The following is a 22,654-nucleotide window of genomic DNA, read 5'->3' as shown; positions in this document are numbered from 1 at the left end:
CACGATGGATGAGAAAGATCACAAAGAAAGACCGACCGAAACGGAAACCATTCCTCGCAACGCGCTACGCCGCCCCCGCCCGTTCTGGAAAAGCATTTTATTCACAATCATCATCGTCACCGCTTTTTTCGGCCTCCTTGAACTCCTCTTGGCCTTGATCGGCGTCCGCTCCGTTCTCGTGACCGAAGATCCCTTCGTCGGATTCGCCGAAGAGATCCCCCTGTTCGTCGAAGAGCCCCAACCGGACGGATCGGTTCTTCTCAAAACGGCCCGGAACAAATGGACCTGGTTCAATCGGGATCAGGCCTTTCCCAAGGAGAAGTCGGGGAACAGCTATCGGATCTTCTGCATGGGAGGATCGACGACCTACGGTCACCCCTATTATGACCGGGTCTCGTTTTGCGGATGGCTGCGGGCGTTTCTGCGCGCCGCCGACCCGTCGCGCGACTGGGAGGTGATCAACGCCGGAGGGATCAGCTACGCCAGCTACCGCGTGGCCCACCTGATGAACGAGCTGACGCAATATCAGCCCGATCTCTTTATCGTCTACTCCGGACAAAATGAATTCCTCGAACAACGCTCCTACGGGGGCCTGATGGAACAGCCTCCCTGGACGCTTCGGGCGAGCGCCATGCTCAGCCGCACCCGGACCTGGGCGGCAATGGAACAGGCCCTCGAGGCGGTCCGGCCCGACTCGATCAAAAAAGCAAAAGAGCGCTATCAGCTGAGCGGCGAGGTGAATGAAATTCTCACCCATACCCTCGGCCCGACGACCTATCGTCGCGATGACCCCCTCAAAGAGCGGATCATTACGCACTATCGGCTGAACCTGATCCGGATGGTCCAAATTGCCCGGGAGAGCGGCGCGGAGGTCCTCTTCGTTCAACCCGCGATCAACCTCAAAGACATGTCCCCTTTCAAGAGCGAGCACAAGGAGGGACTCGGTGAGCAGGCGCTTAAGGAGTGGGAGGAACGCTATCGGCGCGGCGGGGAACTTCAGAAGGAAAGCCGCTTCAGCGAGGCGTTGGCTGCTTATCGCGAGGGGCTTCAAATCGACGATCGTTACGCCGACCTCCATTACCGGATCGGACAGGTTCTCTTTGAAATGAAAAAATATGACGAGGCGGAAAAAGCCTTCTGGCGCGCCGTCGAGGAGGATATCGTCCCGCTTCGGATCTTGCGTTCGATGCAACAGGTCGTCGAGGAGGTGGCCGCGGACGAGGGAGCGCCGCTGATCGATTTCCCCCGTCTTCTCAGAGAGGCCTATTCGCGTCAATACGACCATGCCGTCTTCGGCAAGGAATATTTCGTCGATCATGTCCATACCAACATCGAGGGTTACCGTCTCTTGGGTCTGGCGCTGCTCGATCAAATGGCACAACAGAAAGTCGTCACCCCCGATCCGTCGTGGGGCGCCGAGACGATCCAGACCGTGGAGAAAGAGGTGATGTCGGGCCTCAACCGCTTCGCCGACGGGCTGGCCCTGAAGAATCTGGGGAAATTGTTCGATTGGGCCGGGAAATTTGAGGAGGCCAACGCGGTCTTCTTGCGGGCCTTGGAAGCGCTCGGTCCCGACGCGGAGATCTATCGGCGGCTGACCACCTCTGCAATGGGCCGCGAGGCGTTCGATGAGGCGATCTTTTATCTCAGCCAGGCGGCCGTCCTCGAACCGGACCGGCCAGAGATCCATCACAAATTGGCGAGATTGCTGGCGCAGCAGGGGAGAATCGAGGAAGCGATCGAACATTACCGAATGGAGCTTCAGCGTTTTCCGAACAACTATATCGTTCATACCGATCTGGCGGTCATGCTTGCAAGGAAGGGAGAAAACGAGGCGGCGCGGGGTCATTTCGATGCGGCGCTGAAGCTGTCGCCCGATTTCGAGTTCGCCCATTTAAATCTGGCGATCCTCTTGGCCAAGGAGCGGCGGTACGAGGAGGCTTTGGCCCACAACCGGGAGGTGCTTCGGGTGAACCCCGCCCAGCACCTGGCGCACATTTATTCCGGCGTGATCCTGAAAAACCAGGGGAAGACCGAAGCGGCGATTCAGCACTTCTCCGAGGCGGTGCGGCTGAAACCGGACGACCCGGTCGCTAAGAAAAACCTGGAAGAGGCGCTGGCCGGACGCAAAAAATAATTGCCTGAGAAAGGTCCGACGAACGGCGTTCATCGCGTCTTTATTCGCATCCGACGGATGATCGCATCGCTGAATTCAGAACAGGTCACCCCCTTCGAATCGGGCGTCAGCCGGGACAGGTCGTGGGTGAAACACCTTGCCTCGAGCGTTTTACCGATCCCCTTTATCATCAGGTCGGCCGCCTCGATCCATCCGATGTGACGCAGCATCATCTCCGCCGAAAGAATGAGCGAAGAAGGGTTGGCGATGTTCTTTCCGGCGATGTCTGGGGCGGTGCCGTGGGTCGCTTCGAAAATGGCCACCTCGTCGGAGAGGTTGGCCCCCGGCGAAATGCCGATGCCTCCGACCTGCGCGGCCAACGCGTCGGAAATATAATCGCCGTTCAGATTCAGCGTCGCGATGACGTCGTATTCCTCCGGACGCAACAAAATCTGTTGGAGGAAGGCGTCGGCGATCACATCTTTGATCACGATCCCATTCGGCAATCTCAGCCACGGCCCGCCGTTGATGTCGACCCCGCCGAATTCTCGTTTGGCGAGCGCATAACCCCAACGCTTGAACCCCCCTTCGGTGAACTTCATGATGTTTCCTTTGTGGACCAGAGTGACCGATTTGCGCCGATGGTCGATGGCGTACCGGATCGCGCGGCGGACCAACCGCTCGCTCCCTTCTCTCGACACCGGCTTGATGCCGACGGCGGCCGATTCGGGAAAGCGGATTTTCGTCACGTTCATTTCCCTCTGCAGAAATGCGATCAGTTTCTCGGCTTCGGGCGAACCGGCTTCCCATTCTATCCCGGCATAAATATCTTCGATGTTTTCGCGGAAGAGGACCATGTCGACTTTGTGCGGCTCCTTCAGCGGGCTCGGCACACCCGGAAACCAGCGGATGGGACGGAGACAAACGTAGAGATCGAGCCGCTGCCGCAGCGCCACATTCAGGGAGCGAATGCCGCCGGAAACCGGCGTGGTCAACGGACCTTTGATCGACACGACACAATCGCGCATCGCCTCCACCGTTTCATCCGGCAGCCAAGCCTCCCCTCCGTAGACTTGCACCGCCTTCTCGCCGGCATATACTTCCATCCATTCTATTTTCCGTTTGTCCCCGTAAGCATCGGCCACCGCCGCATCGACCACGCGCCGCATCGCCGGGGCGATGTCGATCCCGATGCCGTCCCCCTCGATGAAGGGGATGATCGGGGAGTCGGGAGCATTTAGGGTGTGATCCGAATTGACCGTTATTTTTTTGCCTTTGTTTGGGACGTTGATGCGTCTCTGCATGGTTTCATCCCTTCAGCCGTCTTTATTCAGTCTATCATTTTAGTTTAGGGGGTCGGGGAGGTCTTATCAAGACCACCCGTCCGGCGGTGAATGAAAAGGGGGGAAGGGAGGCTTTGGGGAAAAATGGCCGGGGCGCCCCTGCTTCGGAAAGGAAGGGCGCCCCGGTTCGCTACCGTCCGCTTCTCTTAGGAGAGGCGGGTCTTAAGGATGGCCGACGCTGAAATTATCAAAGGAGGTGACGGCGGCCGCAGTGGCGTAAGAGCGGACGCCGGCATAATTCCCCCCCGTCAGGCTGGCATCACTCAGGTCAATCGCCGCGGTGCTCTCTCCGTTGAAGAAGACCCGCAGCGAGCTCCCTTGCACAACCAGCCGAATCGGATAAAAGGTATTGTAGCTCATCGGCCGGCTTGCAAGCGCCAAGCGGGTAAAAACCCCGTTCACCCTTTTGATCAGTGCGACGCTCCCCAGGCCCGGATCGACCAGCGCGTAATAGAAATTGTTCGGGTCGGACCAGCGGGCGGTCACGCCGCAAGAGTTTCCGCTGACTGTCACCTTACAGTCAACCGAAACATCCTGGTTTGCGCCAATCATCGTTGTCCACTGTGCTTCCTGTCCTGCGGTGTCGCTGTTCCGGAGCTGGTTGGTATTGATCTCGAAATTAAGAAGGTACTCGTTCCAGCTGCTTCCCAGGCCCGTGTTGTTCGCCCGGTTGAACGACTCGTTGATCGAGCCGCCGAGGGAAACGGCGTTGTACCGGTCGAACCCGGTCGCCCCGACCGCGGCGGCGTAGGAGCGGATTCCGGAAAAAGCGCCTACCAGCGAAGTGTCCGTTGCTGTGATGGCGGGGGTGGTCTCTCCGGCGAAGTAGGCGGTGAGGGTGTTCCCGTTCGCGGCCAGTCGGAGGCGATAGAAGGTGTTGAACGCCATCGTCCGGTCGGCCGATCCCAGCGCCGTATAAACGCCATTGACCTTCTTGAACAAGACGATGTTCCCCAGGCCGGGATCGAGCCGCAAATAGTAATAGTTGCCGTCGTCCACCCACCGGGCCATCACCCCGCAGGAGCTTCCGGCGGCGGCCGTCTTGCAGTCGGCGGAGACCTCCTGATTCGGACCGAGGCTGCTGGTCCAGCGGGCCTCCTGGCTGGCGGCATCGAGGTTTAAGACCTCGTTGCCGCGGATCCCGAAGTCGGCCAGATATTCGTTCCAGCTGCTTCCCAGGTTCGTGTTGTCGGCCCGGTCGAACGTTTCCGCGCTGCCCGACGAGAGCGCATGGAAGCGGTCGAACCGGGTCGCCCCGGCGGCCGCGGCATAAGATCGGATGCCGGCGTAATCTCCGGTGTTCAGGGAGTCATCGTTCACGCGGATCGCCGGCGTGCTCTCTCCGGCGAAGTAGACGCTGAGGGCGCTCCCCTCCACGACCAGACGGAGCCGGTGGAACGTGTCGTAACCGATCGGCCGCGGCGTCTCTCCCAGCTTGGTATAGACGCCGTTGACCTTCTTGAAGAGGGCGATGTCTCCCAGCCCGGCATCGAGCCGCACGTAATAGAAATTGTCGGCGCTCGACCAGCGGGCCATCACCCCGCAGGAGCTTCCGGCGGCGGCCGCCTTGCAGTCGGCCGCGACATCTTGATCCGGTCCAAGGCTTTGGATCCACCGCGCCTCTTGACTGGCTGCGTCGAGGTTCACGACCTGGTTGCCGCTGATTCCGAAGTCGGTCATATATTCGTTCCAGCTCGGTCCCAGATCGGTCCCGTCGGCGCGATCGAACGGCTCGCCGACCGGGGTGGCCGCCGTGACGGTGAGGGCGACCGTTCCTTCCCGGATCAGACCGCCCGAAACGGCGCGGAGGGTGACGGGGTGGGCGCCGAGCGGTGTCGCGCTCTGGGTTGCGATGCGCAAGGTCGCCGTCCCACTTCCGTTCACCGGCGGGGTGACCGAGGCGGGGCTCACGGTGCAGCTCACGCTCGGGTGGGGGGCGGCGCAGGTCAAGGCGACCGCCGCGTTAAAATCAAAAAGCGAAGAGAGGATCACCTGCGAAGTGGCGGTTCCCCCTTCGATCACGCTGGCCGAAGCGGGGGAGTAGCTCAGCTTAAAATCGGCCGTCCCCGGCGTCGGCCCTCCCGACGCGTCGTGAGAGAGGATCTGCAGCGCCATATTTTCCCGCGCACGGTAAAGATCGGCCGGGTTTCGGCTCCAATCATAGATGCGGGTCGCGACGGTGTCGACCTGCCTTTCCGCATAGTCGCCGTCTCCCAGCTTCGCCAGCAGGTTCATATATTCGTAATCCTCCATCCCCTCCCGGAGGAGTTTCAAGCGGATCGACTCGATCGGAATGTGGGTCGTCCCGCCGATTTTGGCCGGCGTCCCCGGATAATAGAGGGTGCCGTCGCCGTTTCCGCCGAAGTCGTACTGGCTGACCCACGGATCTCTCTGACCGTAGGCGTAGACCATGTCGAAGTAGAGCTCTCCTTGAAGATTATATTTGAATGTTTGCCACTGCATGATCCGGTTGAACATCGCCGGAAGGTCGATCATGAAGGCGGGCCAACCGGTGTGATAGCCCTCCGGATCGTATTGTCCCCCGCCGATGATGCCGCAGCCGTGCGAGCCGCAGGCCTGATACCACCAGGTCTCCGGACCATATTTGCTCCGCTGATTACCAATGGTATCCGCGCCGCCGGGAACCTCGCTGCCCGGCTCTCGGCCGGTCGGTTTGTTGTCCAGATACCGGATCGTCGGGGTGAAGAGGTCGAGACACGGTTCGATGCGGGTCGAGCCGCATTGGGTGATGCCGTAATCGGCTGCGCTCTGAACACTGGTGGTCACCAGGGCGCGCAGGCGGGGATCGGCTTGATGGAGCGCCCTGGCCCGATCTTTAATCGTTTGCCACTGCGCCGGCTGATCCGGCTTCGGCTCGTCGAAGATATAGGAAAAGAGACGATCGATCCATCCTCTCGCCGCGGCGCGTTGCGCGATATCTCTTAAGAAGGGGAGATCGGTTTCGTGCGCGAAGGTCGATATCCGATAGCCGGTCATTTTCGCCCCCGGCAGTTTTCCTCCCGGCAAGGGTTCCGTTCCATCCATGAGGGGGCCGAATTTGGCGATAAAGGGATCCCATCCCATAATGTGGGGAGCCGGCAGGTAATCGCCGGTAATCCGGTGGAGGAGGTTGGCCTTCGCATAAATTTTGACGATGTCGTACTGATTCGTGTAGGCGCCGAGCCCATGTCCGGGAGGGATGAGATGATAATCGATCGAATAGGCCGACCTCATGGTTGAAGTCGACGGGAGGACAAAGTTCCAGACGGTCAATTCGATCGGAACGACGACGGGCGCCTGATTGGCCGCGGTGACGGTCGCCGTTCCTCTGTAAAGACCCGGAGCGGCGTCCTGAGGGACATAGATCTCGATCCAGACCGGCTGGTTCCGGCCGGAGGTCACCGAGAAAGGAAACGCATTCCGGACCTCCCGGGTGTATTCGTCTCTCTTCGGGATCAGAGCGTCGGGCCAGAATCCGAGCCTTCCTTCCGTCGTGGAAAGGGTGGTGATGTTGATGAAGGCCGCCTTGTAGATCATGACCGAGCTGCCCGGAATGAGGCTTCCGTTCGGACCGGTCAGATCGCTGACTGTCACATTGACCCCTGAGAGATTCCCCGAGTCGGCCGAGACGATGAGCTGAAACGCCTCGAATTCATTCTTGGCCGCCTTTAAGATGGCAGCGGTTTGACTTGTTTTGGGCGCGGTTAATGAGATTTCCCTTCGGATTTTGACCGTGGCATGGTCGGTCCAAACGACCATCGCCTCCGCGGTCTGGATCGACCCGAGCAGCATTAAAAAAGAGGCCAATACCATCCAGCCTGCCGAAGGCAGGTCGAATCGTTTTCCTTTATCCATTATTTTCCTATCTACAGAAGGGTTGAAAGAGGGAGGCATTGAACGAAGGCCTCTTAGCGCCGCCGGAAGGAAGACACGAGAAGGGTATATCTTACCCGGAGAGAACTTTCGTGGGATAAGACCTGGGAAGTATACCAATCTTCTTCCGATTGGCTATAGGGAATCGGCGTAATTGAAGGGGGAAAAAGCCTTAGACGAAAAAACTTTTTTCAATTACGGGAGAACAGCTATCGGTGTCGTGGTATTTCGCGGGGGAGAGGAACAATCCGTCCGTCGGCTTGGGACGGGGGCGCTGCTTTCATTTTAACGGAAGGACTGTTTTTCACATTCAAAACCGGAGGGGGGCACTTCGGCAGTGCCCCCCTCCCATTCACCGACGCGGAGTGATGAAAAGTTATTTTTCCTTTTGAAGAAGGTCCTCAATGCTGACGCCGACCTGTGCTCCTCCGCCGAAGACCGATCCGGCCACCCGTTTCTGGAACCGGGTCTGTGCCAACTCATACGCCCGATCGGGAAGGGCGATGTAGCCGACCTCTTTAGCGAGCGCCGCCCCATTGCTCATGTAGAAATTGACGAAGCCCTCCACCTCCGGTTTTTTAGCCGACTGGGTGCTCACATAGATGAAGATCGGACGCGCCAGCGGTTGATAGGTTCCCTCCAGGATGTTGTTGTACTCGGGAAGAACCGCTCCTTTTCCGTTGGAATCATTTTTGTCATCAATCGGCACCAGCTTGAGCCGGTCTTTGTTGTGCTCAAAATAGGCCACCCCGAAGAAGCCGAGGGCGTTTTGGTCGGAGGCGACCCCCTGGACGAGGACGTTGTCATCCTCGCTGGCGGTGAAGTCGCCGCGGCTGGCTTGGGATTTTCCGACGATCGCCTCGGTAAAGTAGTCGAACGTGCCGGAGTCGACCCCCGGACCGTAGAGGCGGATCTCCTTGTCGGGCCAGCCGGAGCGGATCTGGCTCCACTTCATGACCTTTCCCTGGGCGGCCGGCTCCCACATCTTCTTTAATTCCTCAACGGTGAGGTGATCGACCCAGTGGTTTTTCGGGTTGACCACCACGGCGATGCCGTCGTAGGCGACCGGCAGCTCAACATATTTGATATTGTTATCGACGCAAATTTCCACCTCGGAGAGCTTGATGGGGCGGGAGGCGTCGGAGATGTCGATCTCGCCGGCGCAGAATTTCTTGAAACCGCCGCCGGTGCCGGAGATGCCGACGGTCACCCTCACGCCGGAATTCTTTTTCTGGAACTCCTCGGCCACCGCTTCGGTGATCGGGAAGACGGTGCTGGAGCCGTCGACCTTGATGAGGGTCGATTTGGCCCATGCGGCCGCGGCCAATCCGATCAATAGGATCATGACGAGAACCGATTTTTTCATCATTTCTTTTCTCCTTGTCTGTCGTTGAACCGTGTTAAAACTTAATTGAAGCATCTACCTGAAGTCGGTCGATATCATCTTTTCCGCCGGCTCCCGGGGGAAGCGTTTCATCTTCAAGCTCGGTCATGAAAAACTTCGCTTTCAGCTGGAGCGCTTTGGTCGGATTGTAGGCGACCCAGACGATGTGTCCCTTCCGATTGGTCCCGCCGTTCCCGAAATCAGAATCGGCCAGATCGGCCACGGTGGCATCCGTTTCGACGAGCTTGTAGAAGTAAGCCGCTTCCCAGGATTGAGGATCGGAGGCTTTGCCGACGATCACGCCGGCTTGATAGCCCATGTCCTTATCGGTCGTCGTATCGGCGAGATTTTTAACGTAATCCCCCTGAAGGGAGAGAGGAAGGTCTCCCACCTTGGTGGCAAGCTGGAGTGTGATATCGACGACGCGGTAATTGTTGACCAAGATATTGGTCGGCGCGGTCGCCGGAGGGGTCGGAGGAACCCGCGTATTCCCTTCTTGAACAGCCGCCTGTCCGAACGTTCCCAGCGTCGCATTCTTGAAATTGTAAAATGCGCCGGCCAGCATCAGTTTCGTGTTCTTGCCAAGGCCGATGTCGGCGCCGACCTGCTCACCGAACAGCCATTGGTCGTTGTTGTCGCCGCTGTCTTCATCGAGAAGGAACTGGCCGGCATTGACGAAGAGGGTGACCCTCTCCGAGAGCGGAAAGGTGAGGCTTTCGGCAAAACCTTCCGGGGTCACGTCGTCGTCCCAAACGATATCCGAGCTGTAAGCCCGAAAGAACGGATTCGGCATTTTCCCGCCGGTCAGCTTCAGCCACTGGGCCGCTTTCCATTGTAAGTAAGCTTGCTGGATCCAGAGCGGCTTCTGGCTGAAGAGACTGTCGAAGCTCTGATTGGTTGAAACCTGTTCTCCCCCTCCGGAGGCGAGCTGAATGCCGACGAGAAATTCGTCGATTTTTAGGGTGCCTCCGAACCGCAACCGAAAGCGCTGCCGGTGCCGGTCTCTGTTGCGGCTGGCGGTTTCGCTGTCGTTCATGAACGATTCGTGCCGAAGGCGGAGATCGCCGCCGAAGGTAATCCGATCGACCCCCTTCGTCAGTTTGGTCGTTTGAAGGGAAGCGGCTTCTTCTTTTGAAATGGTTCCTTTATCAACCAATAGCTCTTCCAACGTTTTACGGTCTTCTGCGAAGCCTTTGATGCTCGACAGTCCCACAAGTCCGATCGCCACCAGCATGATTGCCATGAATCGGGACATCTTCTCTTTCTCCTTTCGCTCGTCTTTTGAGGTTTATAGGTTAGGACGGATTCTCTTTTTGCTCTTTTCGAGATCGCGCCCATTGGGGAAACGTATTATCCGATCGCCCGGGAGATCTCACGGAGGATCGCTTTCCTTAAACTGATTTTTTTCTTCTTTTTATTTTGTGCCACGGTGATCTGCTTTCCCTTATTAAAATGGACTTTGATGTTTGTCAGGAACATCTTTTAAAGACAATTGCATCGTATCGGTCCGGAGTCACGATGTCGTTGCAGAGATGTTAAATCGCTGTTAAATCACGTGAGAGAAGGTGCTCGCCCTGGATGCCGGCCGTCCCGGCGGGCATCCTCATTAACGCCTGAACACGCACGCGCGTCGCATTCCTCGCAGCTTGCTGCGAAGGTTAGACGCGCGAATACAAATAGAGTCTTTCCATCCTTTCGGGTCGAAGATTCCCCGCAGCTTGCTGCGGGGAGCTTCAATGTCTAAAACGTCGGAAGTCCTTTTTTCCCAATTGGAAAACTGAATCCGACCGACTGCAATCATTGTGTCGTCCGAGCCCTCTTCTCTGTTTGCGGGAAGTGGAATCAGGAAGAAGCGTCTTCCGGATCCCTTCGCGACGCTTCGGTGAGGGTCTGCATCCGGGCCGTCACCTTTTTTTAGCATCCTTTCCAAAGGAAGCTTCTTTTGTTAGAATAGCGCCGACCGATTACCGAACCTCAAACCAAAAGGAACGATGATGAAGAAAGCGACCATCCTTTTCAGGCTCGCCGGGGGAATTTTGCTCTTGTCCCTTTTTGCCGCTCCGGCCCCCGCGGAGCCGGGCCGCTCGTCCGAGTCGCCCGCCGCACCCGCCGCCAAAGAGGCCGCCGGTCGCCGCGATATTCTGGTTGAAATTTTTCTCGCGCCGGAGCGAAAGAATGAGGCCGACGCCGTTAAAAAGGAATTCGAAGCCCTCTCGATTACCAAGGTGCGCCCGCAGGTTTTCCGGAAGGGACATCCCCCTCGAAATATCGGCTTCGGAAAAGAGATTCCCGCCGACGTGGCGAGGCAGGCGATTCAGTTGGCGCTGAAGTATAATGACGGAATCCAATTTCTCCTTCCCGAGAAGCGCCTGGCCGCTCATTATATCGGCATCGGCGTTTCGATCTTTGATGAAGCCTTTCAAATCCCGGTCAGCCCGGAAGAGCTAAAGCGAATTTCAGATCCGTCGCTGACCGACGATCAGTTTCATCAACTCTACCGAGAAATGACCGACAAACCCCCCAGAATCCAACGCTGATCCTGAAAAGTCAGGAGGGGCGTTTGAGACCCTCCTGACTTTTATTCCTTTCCTTCAAGACGTTTCCGTTCGCTCACCGGTCGGCGTCGGCCCGGAAATTTCGTTTCGTCCACTCCATTAAACTTCTGACACATGATTTTAATCTACATCTTATCCTTGATTCCCGTTTCTCAAGCGGGTGCTATACTTAGTGCCATTCTATTTCGGTATCTACCCTTTTGAAACTCAATGTACGGCTGCGATACCATACCTTAATGAAGGATAAAGAACTTCTCTGGGCCGATCAGTTCCAAACGACCGTCAGGATCGAGGCGAAGCGCATATGAGGAGCCGAATAGTGGAAAACGACTTCGAGGGCACGGCGGCCGGATCGAGGCGGCGGCTTGTTTTTGTGATTCGTTGCCTCGTTCTTGCCGTATGCATCGCGCTCAAAGCTGCAGCGGCTGCAGCGGAGGAGGCAACGAAACCGATGTATCCCGACGATCTGTTGAGTATGACGATTGAAGAGCTGATGAACATCGAGGTCACCTCCGTGTCAAAAACGCCGGAGCCCTTGAGTGAGGCGGCCGCATCGGTCTACGTGATTCCAGGTGGAGAGATTCGCCGGTCCGGCGCTTCGAGCATTCCGGAAGCGTTGCGGCTGGCGGATCATTTGAACGTGGCGCAGAAAAATTCGCGTGACTGGGGGATCAGCGCGCGCGGATTCAACACCGATCTGGCCAATAAACTGCTGGTCCTGATCGATGGGCGGACCGTTTATACGCCGCTTTTTTCCGGTGTTTTTTGGGACAGACAGGACACTCTGCTCGAAGATATCGATCGGATCGAGGTGATCAACGGTCCCGGCGGCGCGCTCTGGGGCGCCAATGCGGTCAATGGCGTGATTAATATCATGACCAAAAGCGCCAAAGAGACGCAGGGGGTTTACTGGGAGGCGGGCGGGGGAACAGCGTTGCGGGGTTTTACCGGGATACGCTACGGCGGCATGCTCGCTCCCGATGTCTATTATCGGGTTTATGGTAAGTATTTCGACAGGGGGAATGAAGTCTTCGCCGACGGGAGCGAGGCCTCGGACGCGTGGCATATGTCCTCAGGCGGGTTCCGGATCGATGCCGAAGGGTCTCTAAAAAATCATCTCACCTTGCAAGGCGATATTTACAGCGGCGACGAAAACCTCACGACAGGAGGGGTTGCCGAGATCAGCGGCGGCAATCTGCTGGGGCGCTGGTCGCATACCTTTTCGCACGATTCCGACATGAGCCTGCAACTCTATTACGACCAGACGCATCTGTCTATGTTTGTTCCGGCGCTTGTGATTAATTCGATCGTCTTTGCTCCCGCCGGAACTTTCGAAGATGACCTCGATACCTATGACCTCGATTTTCAGCATCGCTTCCGGCTGGGCGAGCGCAACCGTTTTGTGTGGGGCCTCGGCTATCGCTTCACCCGAGACGTGGTCGGAAACGCGCCTGGTTTGGCGTTTTTCCCGCCGGTTCTGAACCAAAGCCTCTTCAGCGGATTTATACAAGATGAGATCACGCTCCGGGAAAATCTGACCCTCACCCTTGGGACCAAGGTCGAATACTACGACTACACCGGATTGGAGCTGGAACCGAGTGCGCGGCTTGCATGGACACCCCTCGAGCGACAGATCCTTTGGGCGGCGATTTCACGCGCGGTTCGGACGCCCTCCCGCATTGACCGGGACCTCTCTCAGCCGGCGCCGCCCCTGGTCCTCTTGGCAGGAGGATCGGATTTTGATTCTGAAAAGCTGATCGCCTACGAACTCGGCTATCGCGCTCAACTCGGTCAAAAGATTTTCGGCTCCATCTCGACCTTCTACAACGATTACGATGATATCCGGAGCACCAGCACCACGCCCGGCACGATCCTCCCTTTTTTCTTTGAAAACAATCTCGAAGGCAAGACGTATGGATTCGAGATCAGCGCAAATTATCAGGCGCTCAGTTGGTGGCGGTTGCACGGCGGCTACAACCGCCTCAAAGAGCACATTCGTGTCAAACCGGGAGAGACCGATTTCAACAATGCGCGCAATGAAACAGGCGATCCTGAACAGCAGTTTTCATTCCGTTCCTCCATGGACCTGCCGCAAAATGTAGAGCTCGACGCCGCCCTCCGTTGGGTCGACACGCTGCAGGTGAATAATGCCGGGGCGGCCGCGACCGTGCCGAGCTATTTTGAGTTGGACATCCGTCTCGGCTGGCGTCCCACGAAAGAGCTGGAACTCTCCGTCGTCGGGCAGAACCTTCTTCACGATCATCACCCGGAGTTCGGCCCCCCCGGTCCGAATCGGGTGGAAATTCAGCGGGCCGTTTACGGAAAGATCGCATGGCGGTATTAGAGATGAAGTCAGGAGACGGAGTAACTGCTCCGGCCCGCATAGAGGGCGAAGGTTTCATGGCGTCGCATCGGAACTCAAAGATGATATTGCGTATCGATCTATTTCGGCTGTTTTTAACTGGGGTCACGTATATCGTTGCCATGATTCTTCCTGCTCAAGCCGAGCCGCGGACACTCACTGAGTACGAGATCAAGGCGGCATTTATCTACCACTTCGCCAAGTTTGTGGAGTGGCCGGAAGAGATCATGAGAGAGGGCCGGCCCTTTGTGATCGGGATCGTGGGGGACGATCCCTTCGGCGATCTTATCGATGAGGTGGTTTCGGGAAAGAATATCCGAGACGAGCGGATGACGGTGAAACGATTCTCCAAGATCGAAGAGGCGGTCGAATCCCGGATTCTCTTTGTCAGTCGCTCGGAGGAGGAGAACCTCACCGAGATTCTAAAACATCTTAGCCAAACGCCGGTATTGACTGTCAGCGACATCGAGCGCTTCGCTGGAAAGGGGGGGATGGTTCAATTGGTCATGGATCAAAACCGGGTCCATTTTGCAGTCAATGTGGCTGCATTCGAGCGGGCCAGTTTGAAACCGAGCTCTCAGTTGTTAAAGTTAGCCCGGATCGTCCCCGAAGGCGGCGCAGATAAAAGACTTCCCTCCGAGGAGGGGTATTCGGGACTTTCCATCTACCCGCTTAGAGTAATGAGGTGATCTGATCGGAGTCGATCGGTTCAGCGATCACTCTTCATAAATCCCAATCTGATTAGCGGAGCGCCCGCTCGGAGAATTGATCGTCTCTTAAGCCGACATTGACCTTCACCTCGCTGAGCTCAACGAAGGTTTTGCGGGAAGACGCTGCATCAACGATTTGGGAAACCTTCCAAACAAAGCTCTCGCCGATCCGCTGCCAATCGATCCATTGGGTCTTCAACAGGGCTCCCTCGTCGGAGAAATAATCGATCTTTCGAATCGTCCCTTCGTTTTTAGAGATATAGAGGATTTTTTTGCCGTAAGCGGGATGCTCTTTCAGCCGGCTCTCGATGACATAACACACCTCCCCCCGCACTTCCTCCTCGTTCATCAACTGATGTTCGTCTTTTTCAATGGGGCGCTGGTGCATATCCTCGAAGAGCAGGTCCGAGTCGTCTTCTTTATCGTGCTGATGTCCCCCTGCCTGGATTCGCCGCACCTGGCGAAGCTCCGGAAGATAAAGCCAAATATCTGCCTGTTTCTCTTCGGGCCGCTCCCAGAGGAGGAACTTCTCCCCTTTGTTATTGGCCGGCGACTCCGTTACCAGGAGCGATTTGCTGTTTAAATTATCTTTTCCGAAATAGTTCTTCCAGTAAAGCCGGAAGACGGTCTTCTTTTCTTTTCCATCGGGAGGGACGACGCGGAAAGTGACCTTGGAGGTCTGATCTTTCAGATGATACATCCGCTCCATGGACGCTTTGAGGATCGCTTCAGCCGACGGAACCGGCTGAGGGGAAGTTTCCTCGGCTGCGACGGAGGAAAAAGAAAAAATAAATACGAATAAAAGTATTCCACGGACTGTTCGGATCATATGTATTCTCCAAGCTGACAAGGTGATTAGATTAGTTTACCATCTGGATTTCCAGTTGCAAGCGATATATGCAACGGTTCAATGAATGAAGAGAGTCACAAAGAAAAACCGGCTGTAAAGGAAGAATGCGATCGAAGCGGTACGGTTGAATTCGGATGACGGTCGCAAACAGGAACCTGGAAGCGCCGGCAGCGCGGCATCAGTAAATTACTGAAAAGACAACCTCAATGATCGAATGTGAAGAAGAAAAGGTGACGATCAACAGATCAATGCCGGCCAGCTTCGATATGACTGAAGAAAGCGGAATTTGTTATAACACCGGTTCTCCAGAGCGGCTGATGAGCTTTACCATCACCGTTATCAGCTCAGTCGGCTCCACCGGTTTGGCGATATGGATCCGGAAGCCTGCCGAGAGTGCGCGTCTTCTGTCCTCCGGCCCGGCATAAGCCGTTAATGCAATCGCGGGAATCTGCTCGAAGCCGTGCGATTTCTCCCAAGATCTGAAACGATCGATGAAGACATACCCATCCATTCCCGGCATCCCGATATCGGCAATCAGAAGATCCGGTCTCTGTTGCATAGCGCTCTCCAGAGCCTCTTCCGCCGATCCGGCCGGAGCGACCCTTGCGCCATATCGTTCAATGACCGCAGTCAATAAGTCGCGCGCATCTGATTCATCGTCGACGAGAAGGACCTGGAGACCTTCCAATACCCTCGGATAACGGCGGGACCCTTCCATTTGATCTAAAGAATGTGGCGGCTGTAACGCGGCGGGTCTGATTCGAACGGCGCGGATCGGAAGCTTTACCTTGAAGGTTGCTCCTTGCCCGTTGCCGCGGCTTTCTGCAGAGACCGTTCCCCCATGCAACTCCACCAAATGCCGGACAATCGCAAGACCCAGGCCGAGTCCTCCCTGGCTTCGTATGCTGCTCCCCTCGGCCTGGCGGAAGCGATCGAAGACATAAGGAAGAAAATCGGAGGAGATCCCAATCCCTGTGTCTTTTACGGAAACCTCAACATAGGGATCGACCCGCTCCAAGCGGACCTCCACCTGCCCTGCATCCGGCGTGAATTTAATCGCGTTTGAAAGGAGGTTCCAGATCACCTGCTGTAGCCGGTCCGGATCGGCCAGAACGGGACCGATCGAGGAGTCAAGCGCGGTGTGGACCTGAATTCCCTTTGCCGAGGCGGCCGGCCGGAGCGTATCGACCACCGCCGCGATCACGGGAGGGATATCCACAGGAGAAACTTGAAGATTAAACTTCCCGGCGATAATGCGAGAGACATCGAGCAAATCATCGATTAACCTTGCCTGCGAGAGCGCATTTCGTTCAATCGTCTCAAGCGCCGTTTCATACATTTGATCGTCCGCATCCCCCATCCTCAGAAGCCGTGTCCATCCGTAAATCGCATTCAGCGGCGTGCGCAACTCGTGGGAGACGGTCGCCAAGAATTCATCTCTGAGTCGATTCGCCTCCTGAGCTTCCGATCGCGCCTTCTGTTCCCGGGCGAGCGATTCCTCCCGCTCCCTCTCGGCTTCCCTACGCTGGGTAATATCCCGCGCAATCTTAGAAACCCCGATGATCCTGCCGTACTGATCCTTAACCGGAGAAACGGTCAAAGAGATCGACAGCGTCTTGCCGTCTTTTCTAATCCGGATCGTCTCGTAGTGTTCAATGCGTTCTCCCCGGTTGATCCGCCTGAGGATTTCTGCCTCTTCACTGATCCGGTCTGCTGGAATCAGGAGGGTGACGGGGCGTCCAATCGCTTCCTCCGCCGAGTACCCGAAGATTCGCTCGGCTCCCTTGTTCCAACTCTGAATCACTCCTTTCAGTGACTTGCTGATGATCGCATCCTCCGAAGATTCGACAATGGAGGAGAGATGCAGACTGGCCTCCTCCGCGCTCTTCCGGTCGGTAATATCGGTGCAGACACCGATCATTCGATCCGGCTTCCCGGATGGGTCCAAGAACAGTCGCCCCCTGGCCTCCAGCCATTTGATCGCTTCGTTTGATCGGATGATCCGATACTCGACATGGAAGGTGCTCTTTTCTTCAAGGGTCTGTGCGATCGTATCCAGTACCCGACCGAGATCGTCCGGGTGGATCTCGCGTTTGAAATCCTCAAAGGTTCCGCCGAAAGTTCCCGGCTCAAGCCCGTGGATCGCTTCCAACCCCGTGGACCACGCGGCTTTTCCGGACCGGATGTCCCATTCCCACGTCCCCATCTGGCCTGCTTCCAAGGCGATGTTCAAGTGCACCTGTTTTTGACGTAAGGCCTCCTCCGTCTGTTTACTTTGGATGGAAAAGGCGATATGGCCGGAAATGGTTTGTATCAGATTCACTTCGTCTTCAAGGAACGGATGCGGCCGATTATAATAAACCATGAATTTCCCAAGAAGGCGGCCCTGATAAACCAATGGGAAAAATCCGAGCGCATGGATTCCTTCATGGCGCACCGCCTCCTTTAGAGAGGATTCCATTGGCGCAGCATCGATATCATGAATGCAGATCGGTTGTGGATTGGATGTGTCGGTCGGCCAGGGCGAATGTCCCTCGACCGCCCTGCGGTATTCTTCCGAAAGTCCGCGCCAGCTTTTAAATCGCATGACTTGATTGTCATCCATCAATAGAATGGCAGAACGGTCGGCCTTCGCCGCCCGGAGAATGATATCAAGCGAAGTCTTGTAAATTTCTTCGAGGTCCTCGGCGCGGTTAACCTGATCATTGAGTTGAAAGATGTGTTGCAGTTTACTGGTTTGCTCCGAATGCCGATCTCTTTTCTGTCGGCGCATTATTTCGAGCTGAGAGATCATCCAGTCAAGTTTGCCTCTCTTCGTTTTGCCGTCAAGAATCGGAGGGATTTCATAAAAATGGTTGGGATAGACATCGTTTCCGATGATGGCGAGAGGATGAGTGCTCAACGAACTCTCCACGACATCCGGGGTGAGTCGGCTGCGGCTGTATTGGCAGATAATTCGCGCCGGGAAGCCGGGCGTGAAGATTTGATTGATCGTCGCCTCCCAATCTCTTATCTTTTCCCCGCTGATATCGGGACCCAACGCCCAGGTCATCTCCACGGCAAACCGGATGCCTGTAAATCCGGCTGAAAGAGCCGCATCGATGAAATGGCGCACTTGCAGCGTTTTCTTGTCGGAATCACATTCTTCCGGCGGACGCCATTCCGCTCTCGTCCAGAGCAGGAGGGCGCCTCTTTTCAGTTCCTTGGAAACTTCGATGCCACTCTCTTCAAGGGCGCGGGTCACCTGGTCGACGGTCTGATCATCCGCGATGTAGGCGCATTGTTCTCCCTGCTCTAAACCTTGTTTGATAAATAGGATCAGCGCCGGCATCTGTTCGGACGGATCCTTGTCATAAATAAGACAAAGATGATCTCCTGGCTGTAGATTCCCGATCTGCTCGGTCAACTCGTTCATGAGGTCTCCCTCCAGCGTAAAAAAACTTCTTTAATTATAGGAGAGATCCTTTTTTAGATGCAAGTTATCCTTTAAGATTGAGGGTCCCCAATGTCTTCCACCGCCGCTTTGCTTTCCTCCGATCATTCTTCTTGACCTGTGGGTTTTTAACCCTACGTTTTATCTTTGATTCTATTTCCGGGGCAGGTGATATACTTAGCGTAACCCTGAAATGGTATATTAGCATGCCTTATATTAATATGACTGCGGTGCCCGATCTAGATGACCAAACCTGGAATACTCCTTGCCGCCGACGAGTTCCTTCCTCTTTTTTAGCGGCTGTAGACACTCTGGCATATCCTCCATCGCATATCGGACAGTTTTAACCGACGAGAAGCAGGGAGAGAGAAACGATCTACGTCTCTCTCATCGGTGGATTCTAAGGGGTGATGCAAGACAAGGGGGTTTTCCTCATTGAAGGAAGAGAGAGGTTTTTATGTCTCAGACGATACGTGTATTGATCGTTGAGGATTCCAAGGAAGATGCGGAGCTTTTGGTCCGAGAGCTGACGAAAGGAGGTTACGACCCGACCGTTCTGGTCGTGGATACCGCAGAGAAGATGAACGCAGCATTGGAGCGGAATACCTGGGACATCGTTTTTTCGGACTACTCCATGCCGGACTTCAATGGATTGAGGGCGTTGGAGTTGTTGAGGAAGAATGCGCTTGATGTGCCGTTTATTTTCGTCTCCGGTACGATCGGTGAGGAAGTTGCGGTCGCGGGGATGAAAGCGGGCGCCAATGACTATCTGATGAAAGGGAATCTAAAGCGGTTGATCCCGACGATAGAGCGGGAGTTGAGTCAAGCCAAAATGCGTCTGGATCACCGCCAGTCGGAGGAGATGGTGAGACACCTGGCCTATTATGACCCATTGACGGCCCTTCCGAATCGGACCCGACTCCATGACCGTCTTCAAGCGGCCATTGTCGCTGCACAATTTGAGGATCATCCTATGGCCCTTTTGTTGCTGGATTTAAACCGCTTCAAAGAGATTAACGACACCCTCGGGCATCATCGGGGAGATTTCCTGCTGCAGCAGGTGGGGCAACGGTTGTCCGAGATCGTGTATGAGCCGAATATGGTGGCCCGGCTCGGTGGGGATGAATTCGCTGTGCTCCTGCCGAAACTCACAGAGAAAGAGGATGTTCACGCGGTGGCGCATAAAATCATCGAAGCGCTTGCGAAACCGATGATGATTGAGGATCTGCCTATCGTCGTGGACGTCGGTATCGGAATTGCGGTTTATCCCGATCACGGTGCCAATGCCGAGACGCTCCTTCAAAGGGCGGATGTGGCGATGTACACCGCTAAAGAAATCGGAAAAGACTATGCGATCTACGAAGACAGGCTAAATCGATATAGCCCGCGTCGGCTCGTGCTTTTAGGGGAATTGCAGCAGGCAATCGAAAAGAACGAATTACTACTCCACTTCCAACCGAAAATAGATCTTCAGGAACATCATGTCGTTGGTGTGGAGGCGCTTGCCCGTTGGAAGCATCCAGAACATGGCTTCATTCCACCGAATGAGTTTGTCATTCCTGCGGAGAAAAGCGGATTAATCAAGCCTTTTACCGAGTGGGTCCTTAATGCCGCTCTTCGGCAGTGTCATGTCTGGCAAGAAGAAGGTCTCCGGATCAATGTGGCTGTCAACCTGTCGAGGCGGAATCTCCAAGACCCAGAGATCCCCGATCTTATTGCAACGCTATTATCGACCCACCGCCTGGAGCCGACCTGTCTGAGCCTTGAGATCACTGAAAGCGCGATCATGGAAGATCCCACGAATGCAGTAGAGATTCTGACGCGCTTGAGCGGAATGGGCATCGAGATTTCGATCGATGACTTCGGCACAGGCTATTCGTCTCTCGCTTCACTGACCAGGCTACCGGTTCGCTCACTTAAAATCGACAAATCTTTCATCTTAGGCATGGCGGAGAATAAGAACGATGCCGTGATTGTACACTCCACGATCGGATTGGCCCATCACCTCGGACTGAATGTTGTCGCCGAAGGGGTTGAGAGCGCCGCCCTTTTGGAAAAGTTATCCGCGTTTGGTTGTGATGAGGCGCAGGGCTATTTTATCAGCCGGCCGGCCCCGGCAGAGGATCTGATCCGCTGGTTGCGCGAGTCATCCTGGAGATTAAAATGACCTTGGACGAAGGCGGTCTACTCGAAAAAATAGGAGCGCATAAGGTCAATAGAGTAGCAGATTTAGAAGAAGACGTTGAGAGAGAAGGGATCGGACATCCCGGCTCACCAAGAGACGATTTGAAAACCGGCTGGCCTTCGTGGACATCTTAGATTTTTTGTTTTGAGTTCAATGACGTATTTATTTAGGATCTGATTCAGTTCCCCTCGGAACCAAGAACGCGCATTTTGGCGAGCCATTTCTCTCGGCCTGCTTGGCTCCCTTCGACCATTCCGATCAGGCTTTCTTTAATCGGCTTGATCCCCGATAATCCAAGAATGCTTCGCTTCAGCCCTTTCACACCGTGTGCGCGGAAATAAAAACGATAAAAAAAGGCCGGCATCCCCATCGTCACCACGATGCGGGCCGATTTTCCGGTGAGAAGCTTTCCCATCATGGCCCCATTTGGTTTGCCGATGGCGAAGCCATATCGAAAGACCTGTTCGAGGAATGCCTTGAAAAGAGCAGGCATCGTCCCGAGCCACAAGGGGAAAAAGATCACCAGGTGATCGGCCCAGGTGATTGCATTCTGGGCCTCCCGGATCGACTCGGGGGGGGCGCCACGCTCGAAATCTTCTTTGGTGCGCAGGATCGGAAAATCGAGCCTCGCCACGTCGATGAGCCGGACTTCATGTTCTCCCTGTCTGGCCCCCTCGGCGTAAGAGGCCGCGAGTGCGTTGCCGAAACGTTTTCCGTCCGGGTCGGGATGACCCTGGATAATGAGAATCCGTTTTGTCATCTCCGCTCCTCTTTTTATGGACCGGCCCGTTCGATGAATTTTTTTACTTCGGCCCAGACTTCCTGATTGTGGCCGACCCAAACGTGGCCGCCGTCCGGATAACCGATGAAGCGGGCGCCCGGAATCTGCTCCGCTGTATAGCGCCCGCTCTCGAAGGTGCCGAACAGATCGTTCTCGGTGCTGAAGACCAGGGTGGGAATCGTCACATTCTCGAGGTCGTAGCGGGTGAGCGACTTTGCAAGGGTCGTATCGCTCCACAGTCCTTTCTCTCTTTTCGCAATCGGAGCGACGTTCCTCAAAATCCGGAGGACGCGTTCCTGCTCCTCCGGAGAAGCCCTCCTGAAGTCGTCGATGGGGGTGGCCAGGATCGTCTCGATCAGGGTGTCGCGCGCCAGCTTCGTCGCCGTCCAGAAAATAAAATCGGACCGCAGCGTCGTCTTGATCACCCATTCCATCAGCGGTGATGTTTCCTCCGGCTGATCGGCAGGGCGGGGTTTGAAAGCGAGGGGAACGGCGAGGATCATCGCCGAGCAGCGTTCCGGATGCCGCAGACAAAGCTGCATCACCGACGGCGCGCCGGCCGATCCCCCCAAGGCGGCGACCCGCGGCACATTCAAGGCGTCGAGGAGGCAGGCGTGTGCATCGGCCTGAGCCGCCGGCGAGGGATCGGCCGGAAATGGGGTGCGAAGATAGCCGAACCGCGACGGGGCAATCACGGTAAATCCGCCATCGATCAACGGACGCGCGAAGTCGAGCCCCTGGTCAAACCCGCCGCCGCTGCCGTGGACCATCAGGACCGGCGACCCTGTTCCGGCAACGGCATATTCGATCGGGCCGCAGGCGGTGGTCGCCATCCGGCTGCCGGAGGAGATGCGGGCGTGCGCCGCGTCAAGCGCGTCCCGATAGCTGAAGTAAGTCAGTGTCGCCGCGATAAAAAATGCCAAGCCCACGAACGTTAAGACCACGCGACCCTCGCGTGTGCGGCCGGTCGCGCGACCCTCAGTGACCCCGGTTTCAACAGTCGACTCTTTCATTGCATTCCTTTTTCTGACGAGAGGCCCAATTTCATTCTGAAGCGGTTCG

At 56.0% G+C, this 22,654-nt stretch carries 13 protein-coding genes; 5 read left to right on the top strand and 8 right to left on the bottom strand.

Features of this window, described 5'->3' with window-relative positions:
- The first annotated feature begins 4 nt into the window (after positions 1-4).
- A complete protein-coding gene (locus tag MCM46_04530) occupies positions 5-2,137 on the top strand; it encodes a tetratricopeptide repeat protein (protein ID MCG3111072.1) in 2,133 nt (710 codons plus the stop codon).
- Positions 2,138-2,166: 29 nt separating this feature from the next.
- On the opposite strand, the gene icd is transcribed toward MCM46_04530, so the two are convergent.
- The 4 genes from icd to MCM46_04510 form a co-directional block, all read right to left on the bottom strand.
- The gene (icd, locus tag MCM46_04525; GenBank protein ID MCG3111071.1) at positions 2,167-3,420 is read right to left on the bottom strand and encodes an NADP-dependent isocitrate dehydrogenase; all 1,254 of its coding nucleotides are present in this window, start codon (positions 3,418-3,420) and stop codon (positions 2,167-2,169) included.
- A 201-nt stretch (positions 3,421-3,621) separates the two neighbouring features.
- Positions 3,622-7,314, bottom strand: coding sequence for a DUF4091 domain-containing protein (locus tag MCM46_04520; protein MCG3111070.1), 3,693 nt, complete (start codon positions 7,312-7,314; stop codon positions 3,622-3,624).
- A gap of 394 nt (positions 7,315-7,708) precedes the next feature.
- A complete protein-coding gene (locus MCM46_04515; GenBank protein ID MCG3111069.1) occupies positions 7,709-8,701 on the bottom strand; it encodes a PstS family phosphate ABC transporter substrate-binding protein in 993 nt (330 codons plus the stop codon).
- Positions 8,702-8,732: 31 nt separating this feature from the next.
- Positions 8,733-9,971, bottom strand: a complete 1,239-nt coding sequence (locus MCM46_04510; protein ID MCG3111068.1) for a putative porin — start codon at positions 9,969-9,971, stop codon at positions 8,733-8,735.
- Between the two features lie 739 nt (positions 9,972-10,710).
- On the opposite strand from MCM46_04510, the gene MCM46_04505 reads away from it, so the two are divergent.
- From MCM46_04505 to MCM46_04495, 3 genes are all read left to right on the top strand, one after another.
- Complete coding sequence (locus MCM46_04505; GenBank protein MCG3111067.1) at positions 10,711-11,253, top strand: hypothetical protein; 543 nt, start codon at positions 10,711-10,713, stop codon at positions 11,251-11,253.
- 337 nt (positions 11,254-11,590) lie between these two features.
- On the top strand, positions 11,591-13,615 hold the full coding sequence (locus MCM46_04500) for a TonB-dependent receptor (GenBank protein ID MCG3111066.1): 2,025 nt from the start codon (positions 11,591-11,593) through the stop codon (positions 13,613-13,615).
- An 80-nt stretch (positions 13,616-13,695) separates the two neighbouring features.
- Positions 13,696-14,322 (top strand): YfiR family protein, encoded by a 627-nt coding sequence (locus tag MCM46_04495; GenBank protein MCG3111065.1) that lies wholly within the window; start codon positions 13,696-13,698, stop codon positions 14,320-14,322.
- A 52-nt stretch (positions 14,323-14,374) separates the two neighbouring features.
- Here the strand turns inward: MCM46_04495 and MCM46_04490 are convergent, their stop codons facing one another.
- Together MCM46_04490 and MCM46_04485 are read right to left on the bottom strand one after the other, a co-directional pair.
- On the bottom strand, positions 14,375-15,172 hold the full coding sequence (locus tag MCM46_04490) for an outer membrane lipoprotein-sorting protein (protein ID MCG3111064.1): 798 nt from the start codon (positions 15,170-15,172) through the stop codon (positions 14,375-14,377).
- A gap of 310 nt (positions 15,173-15,482) precedes the next feature.
- The gene (locus MCM46_04485) at positions 15,483-18,608 is read right to left on the bottom strand and encodes a PAS domain S-box protein (GenBank protein MCG3111063.1); all 3,126 of its coding nucleotides are present in this window, start codon (positions 18,606-18,608) and stop codon (positions 15,483-15,485) included.
- Between the two features lie 475 nt (positions 18,609-19,083).
- On the opposite strand from MCM46_04485, the gene MCM46_04480 reads away from it, so the two are divergent.
- Positions 19,084-20,793 carry an EAL domain-containing protein gene (locus tag MCM46_04480; GenBank protein MCG3111062.1) on the top strand — a complete coding sequence of 570 codons (1,710 nt, stop codon included), beginning with the start codon at positions 19,084-19,086 and terminating at the stop codon, positions 20,791-20,793.
- Between the two features lie 196 nt (positions 20,794-20,989).
- On the opposite strand, the gene MCM46_04475 is transcribed toward MCM46_04480, so the two are convergent.
- Complete coding sequence (locus tag MCM46_04475) at positions 20,990-21,571, bottom strand: NAD(P)H-dependent oxidoreductase (protein MCG3111061.1); 582 nt, start codon at positions 21,569-21,571, stop codon at positions 20,990-20,992.
- A 14-nt stretch (positions 21,572-21,585) separates the two neighbouring features.
- On the bottom strand, positions 21,586-22,605 hold the full coding sequence (locus tag MCM46_04470) for an alpha/beta hydrolase (GenBank protein ID MCG3111060.1): 1,020 nt from the start codon (positions 22,603-22,605) through the stop codon (positions 21,586-21,588).
- Between the last annotated feature and the right edge of the window lie 49 nt (positions 22,606-22,654).

Origin of the sequence: Candidatus Manganitrophus morganii (assembly GCA_021651055.1) — a bacterium.
Taxonomy (GTDB): Bacteria; Nitrospirota; Nitrospiria; order SBBL01; family Manganitrophaceae; genus Manganitrophus; species Manganitrophus morganii.
This window is presented reverse-complemented; position numbering and strand designations above follow the sequence as displayed.

Excerpts from the sequence above, each read along its gene's own strand:
- MCM46_04530 (MCG3111072.1), top strand. The coding sequence starts at position 5 with ATGGATGAGAAAGATCACAAAGAAAGACCGACCGAAACGGAAACCATT.
- icd (MCG3111071.1), bottom strand. The coding sequence starts at position 3,420 with ATGCAGAGACGCATCAACGTCCCAAACAAAGGCAAAAAAATAACGGTC.
- MCM46_04520 (MCG3111070.1), bottom strand. The coding sequence starts at position 7,314 with ATGGATAAAGGAAAACGATTCGACCTGCCTTCGGCAGGCTGGATGGTA.
- MCM46_04515 (MCG3111069.1), bottom strand. The coding sequence starts at position 8,701 with ATGATGAAAAAATCGGTTCTCGTCATGATCCTATTGATCGGATTGGCC.
- MCM46_04510 (MCG3111068.1), bottom strand. The coding sequence starts at position 9,971 with ATGTCCCGATTCATGGCAATCATGCTGGTGGCGATCGGACTTGTGGGA.
- MCM46_04505 (MCG3111067.1), top strand. The coding sequence starts at position 10,711 with ATGAAGAAAGCGACCATCCTTTTCAGGCTCGCCGGGGGAATTTTGCTC.
- MCM46_04495 (MCG3111065.1), top strand. The coding sequence starts at position 13,696 with ATGATATTGCGTATCGATCTATTTCGGCTGTTTTTAACTGGGGTCACG.
- MCM46_04490 (MCG3111064.1), bottom strand. The coding sequence starts at position 15,172 with ATGATCCGAACAGTCCGTGGAATACTTTTATTCGTATTTATTTTTTCT.
- MCM46_04485 (MCG3111063.1), bottom strand. The coding sequence starts at position 18,608 with ATGAACGAGTTGACCGAGCAGATCGGGAATCTACAGCCAGGAGATCAT.
- MCM46_04480 (MCG3111062.1), top strand. The coding sequence starts at position 19,084 with ATGTCTCAGACGATACGTGTATTGATCGTTGAGGATTCCAAGGAAGAT.
- MCM46_04475 (MCG3111061.1), bottom strand. The coding sequence starts at position 21,571 with ATGACAAAACGGATTCTCATTATCCAGGGTCATCCCGACCCGGACGGA.
- MCM46_04470 (MCG3111060.1), bottom strand. The coding sequence starts at position 22,605 with ATGAAAGAGTCGACTGTTGAAACCGGGGTCACTGAGGGTCGCGCGACC.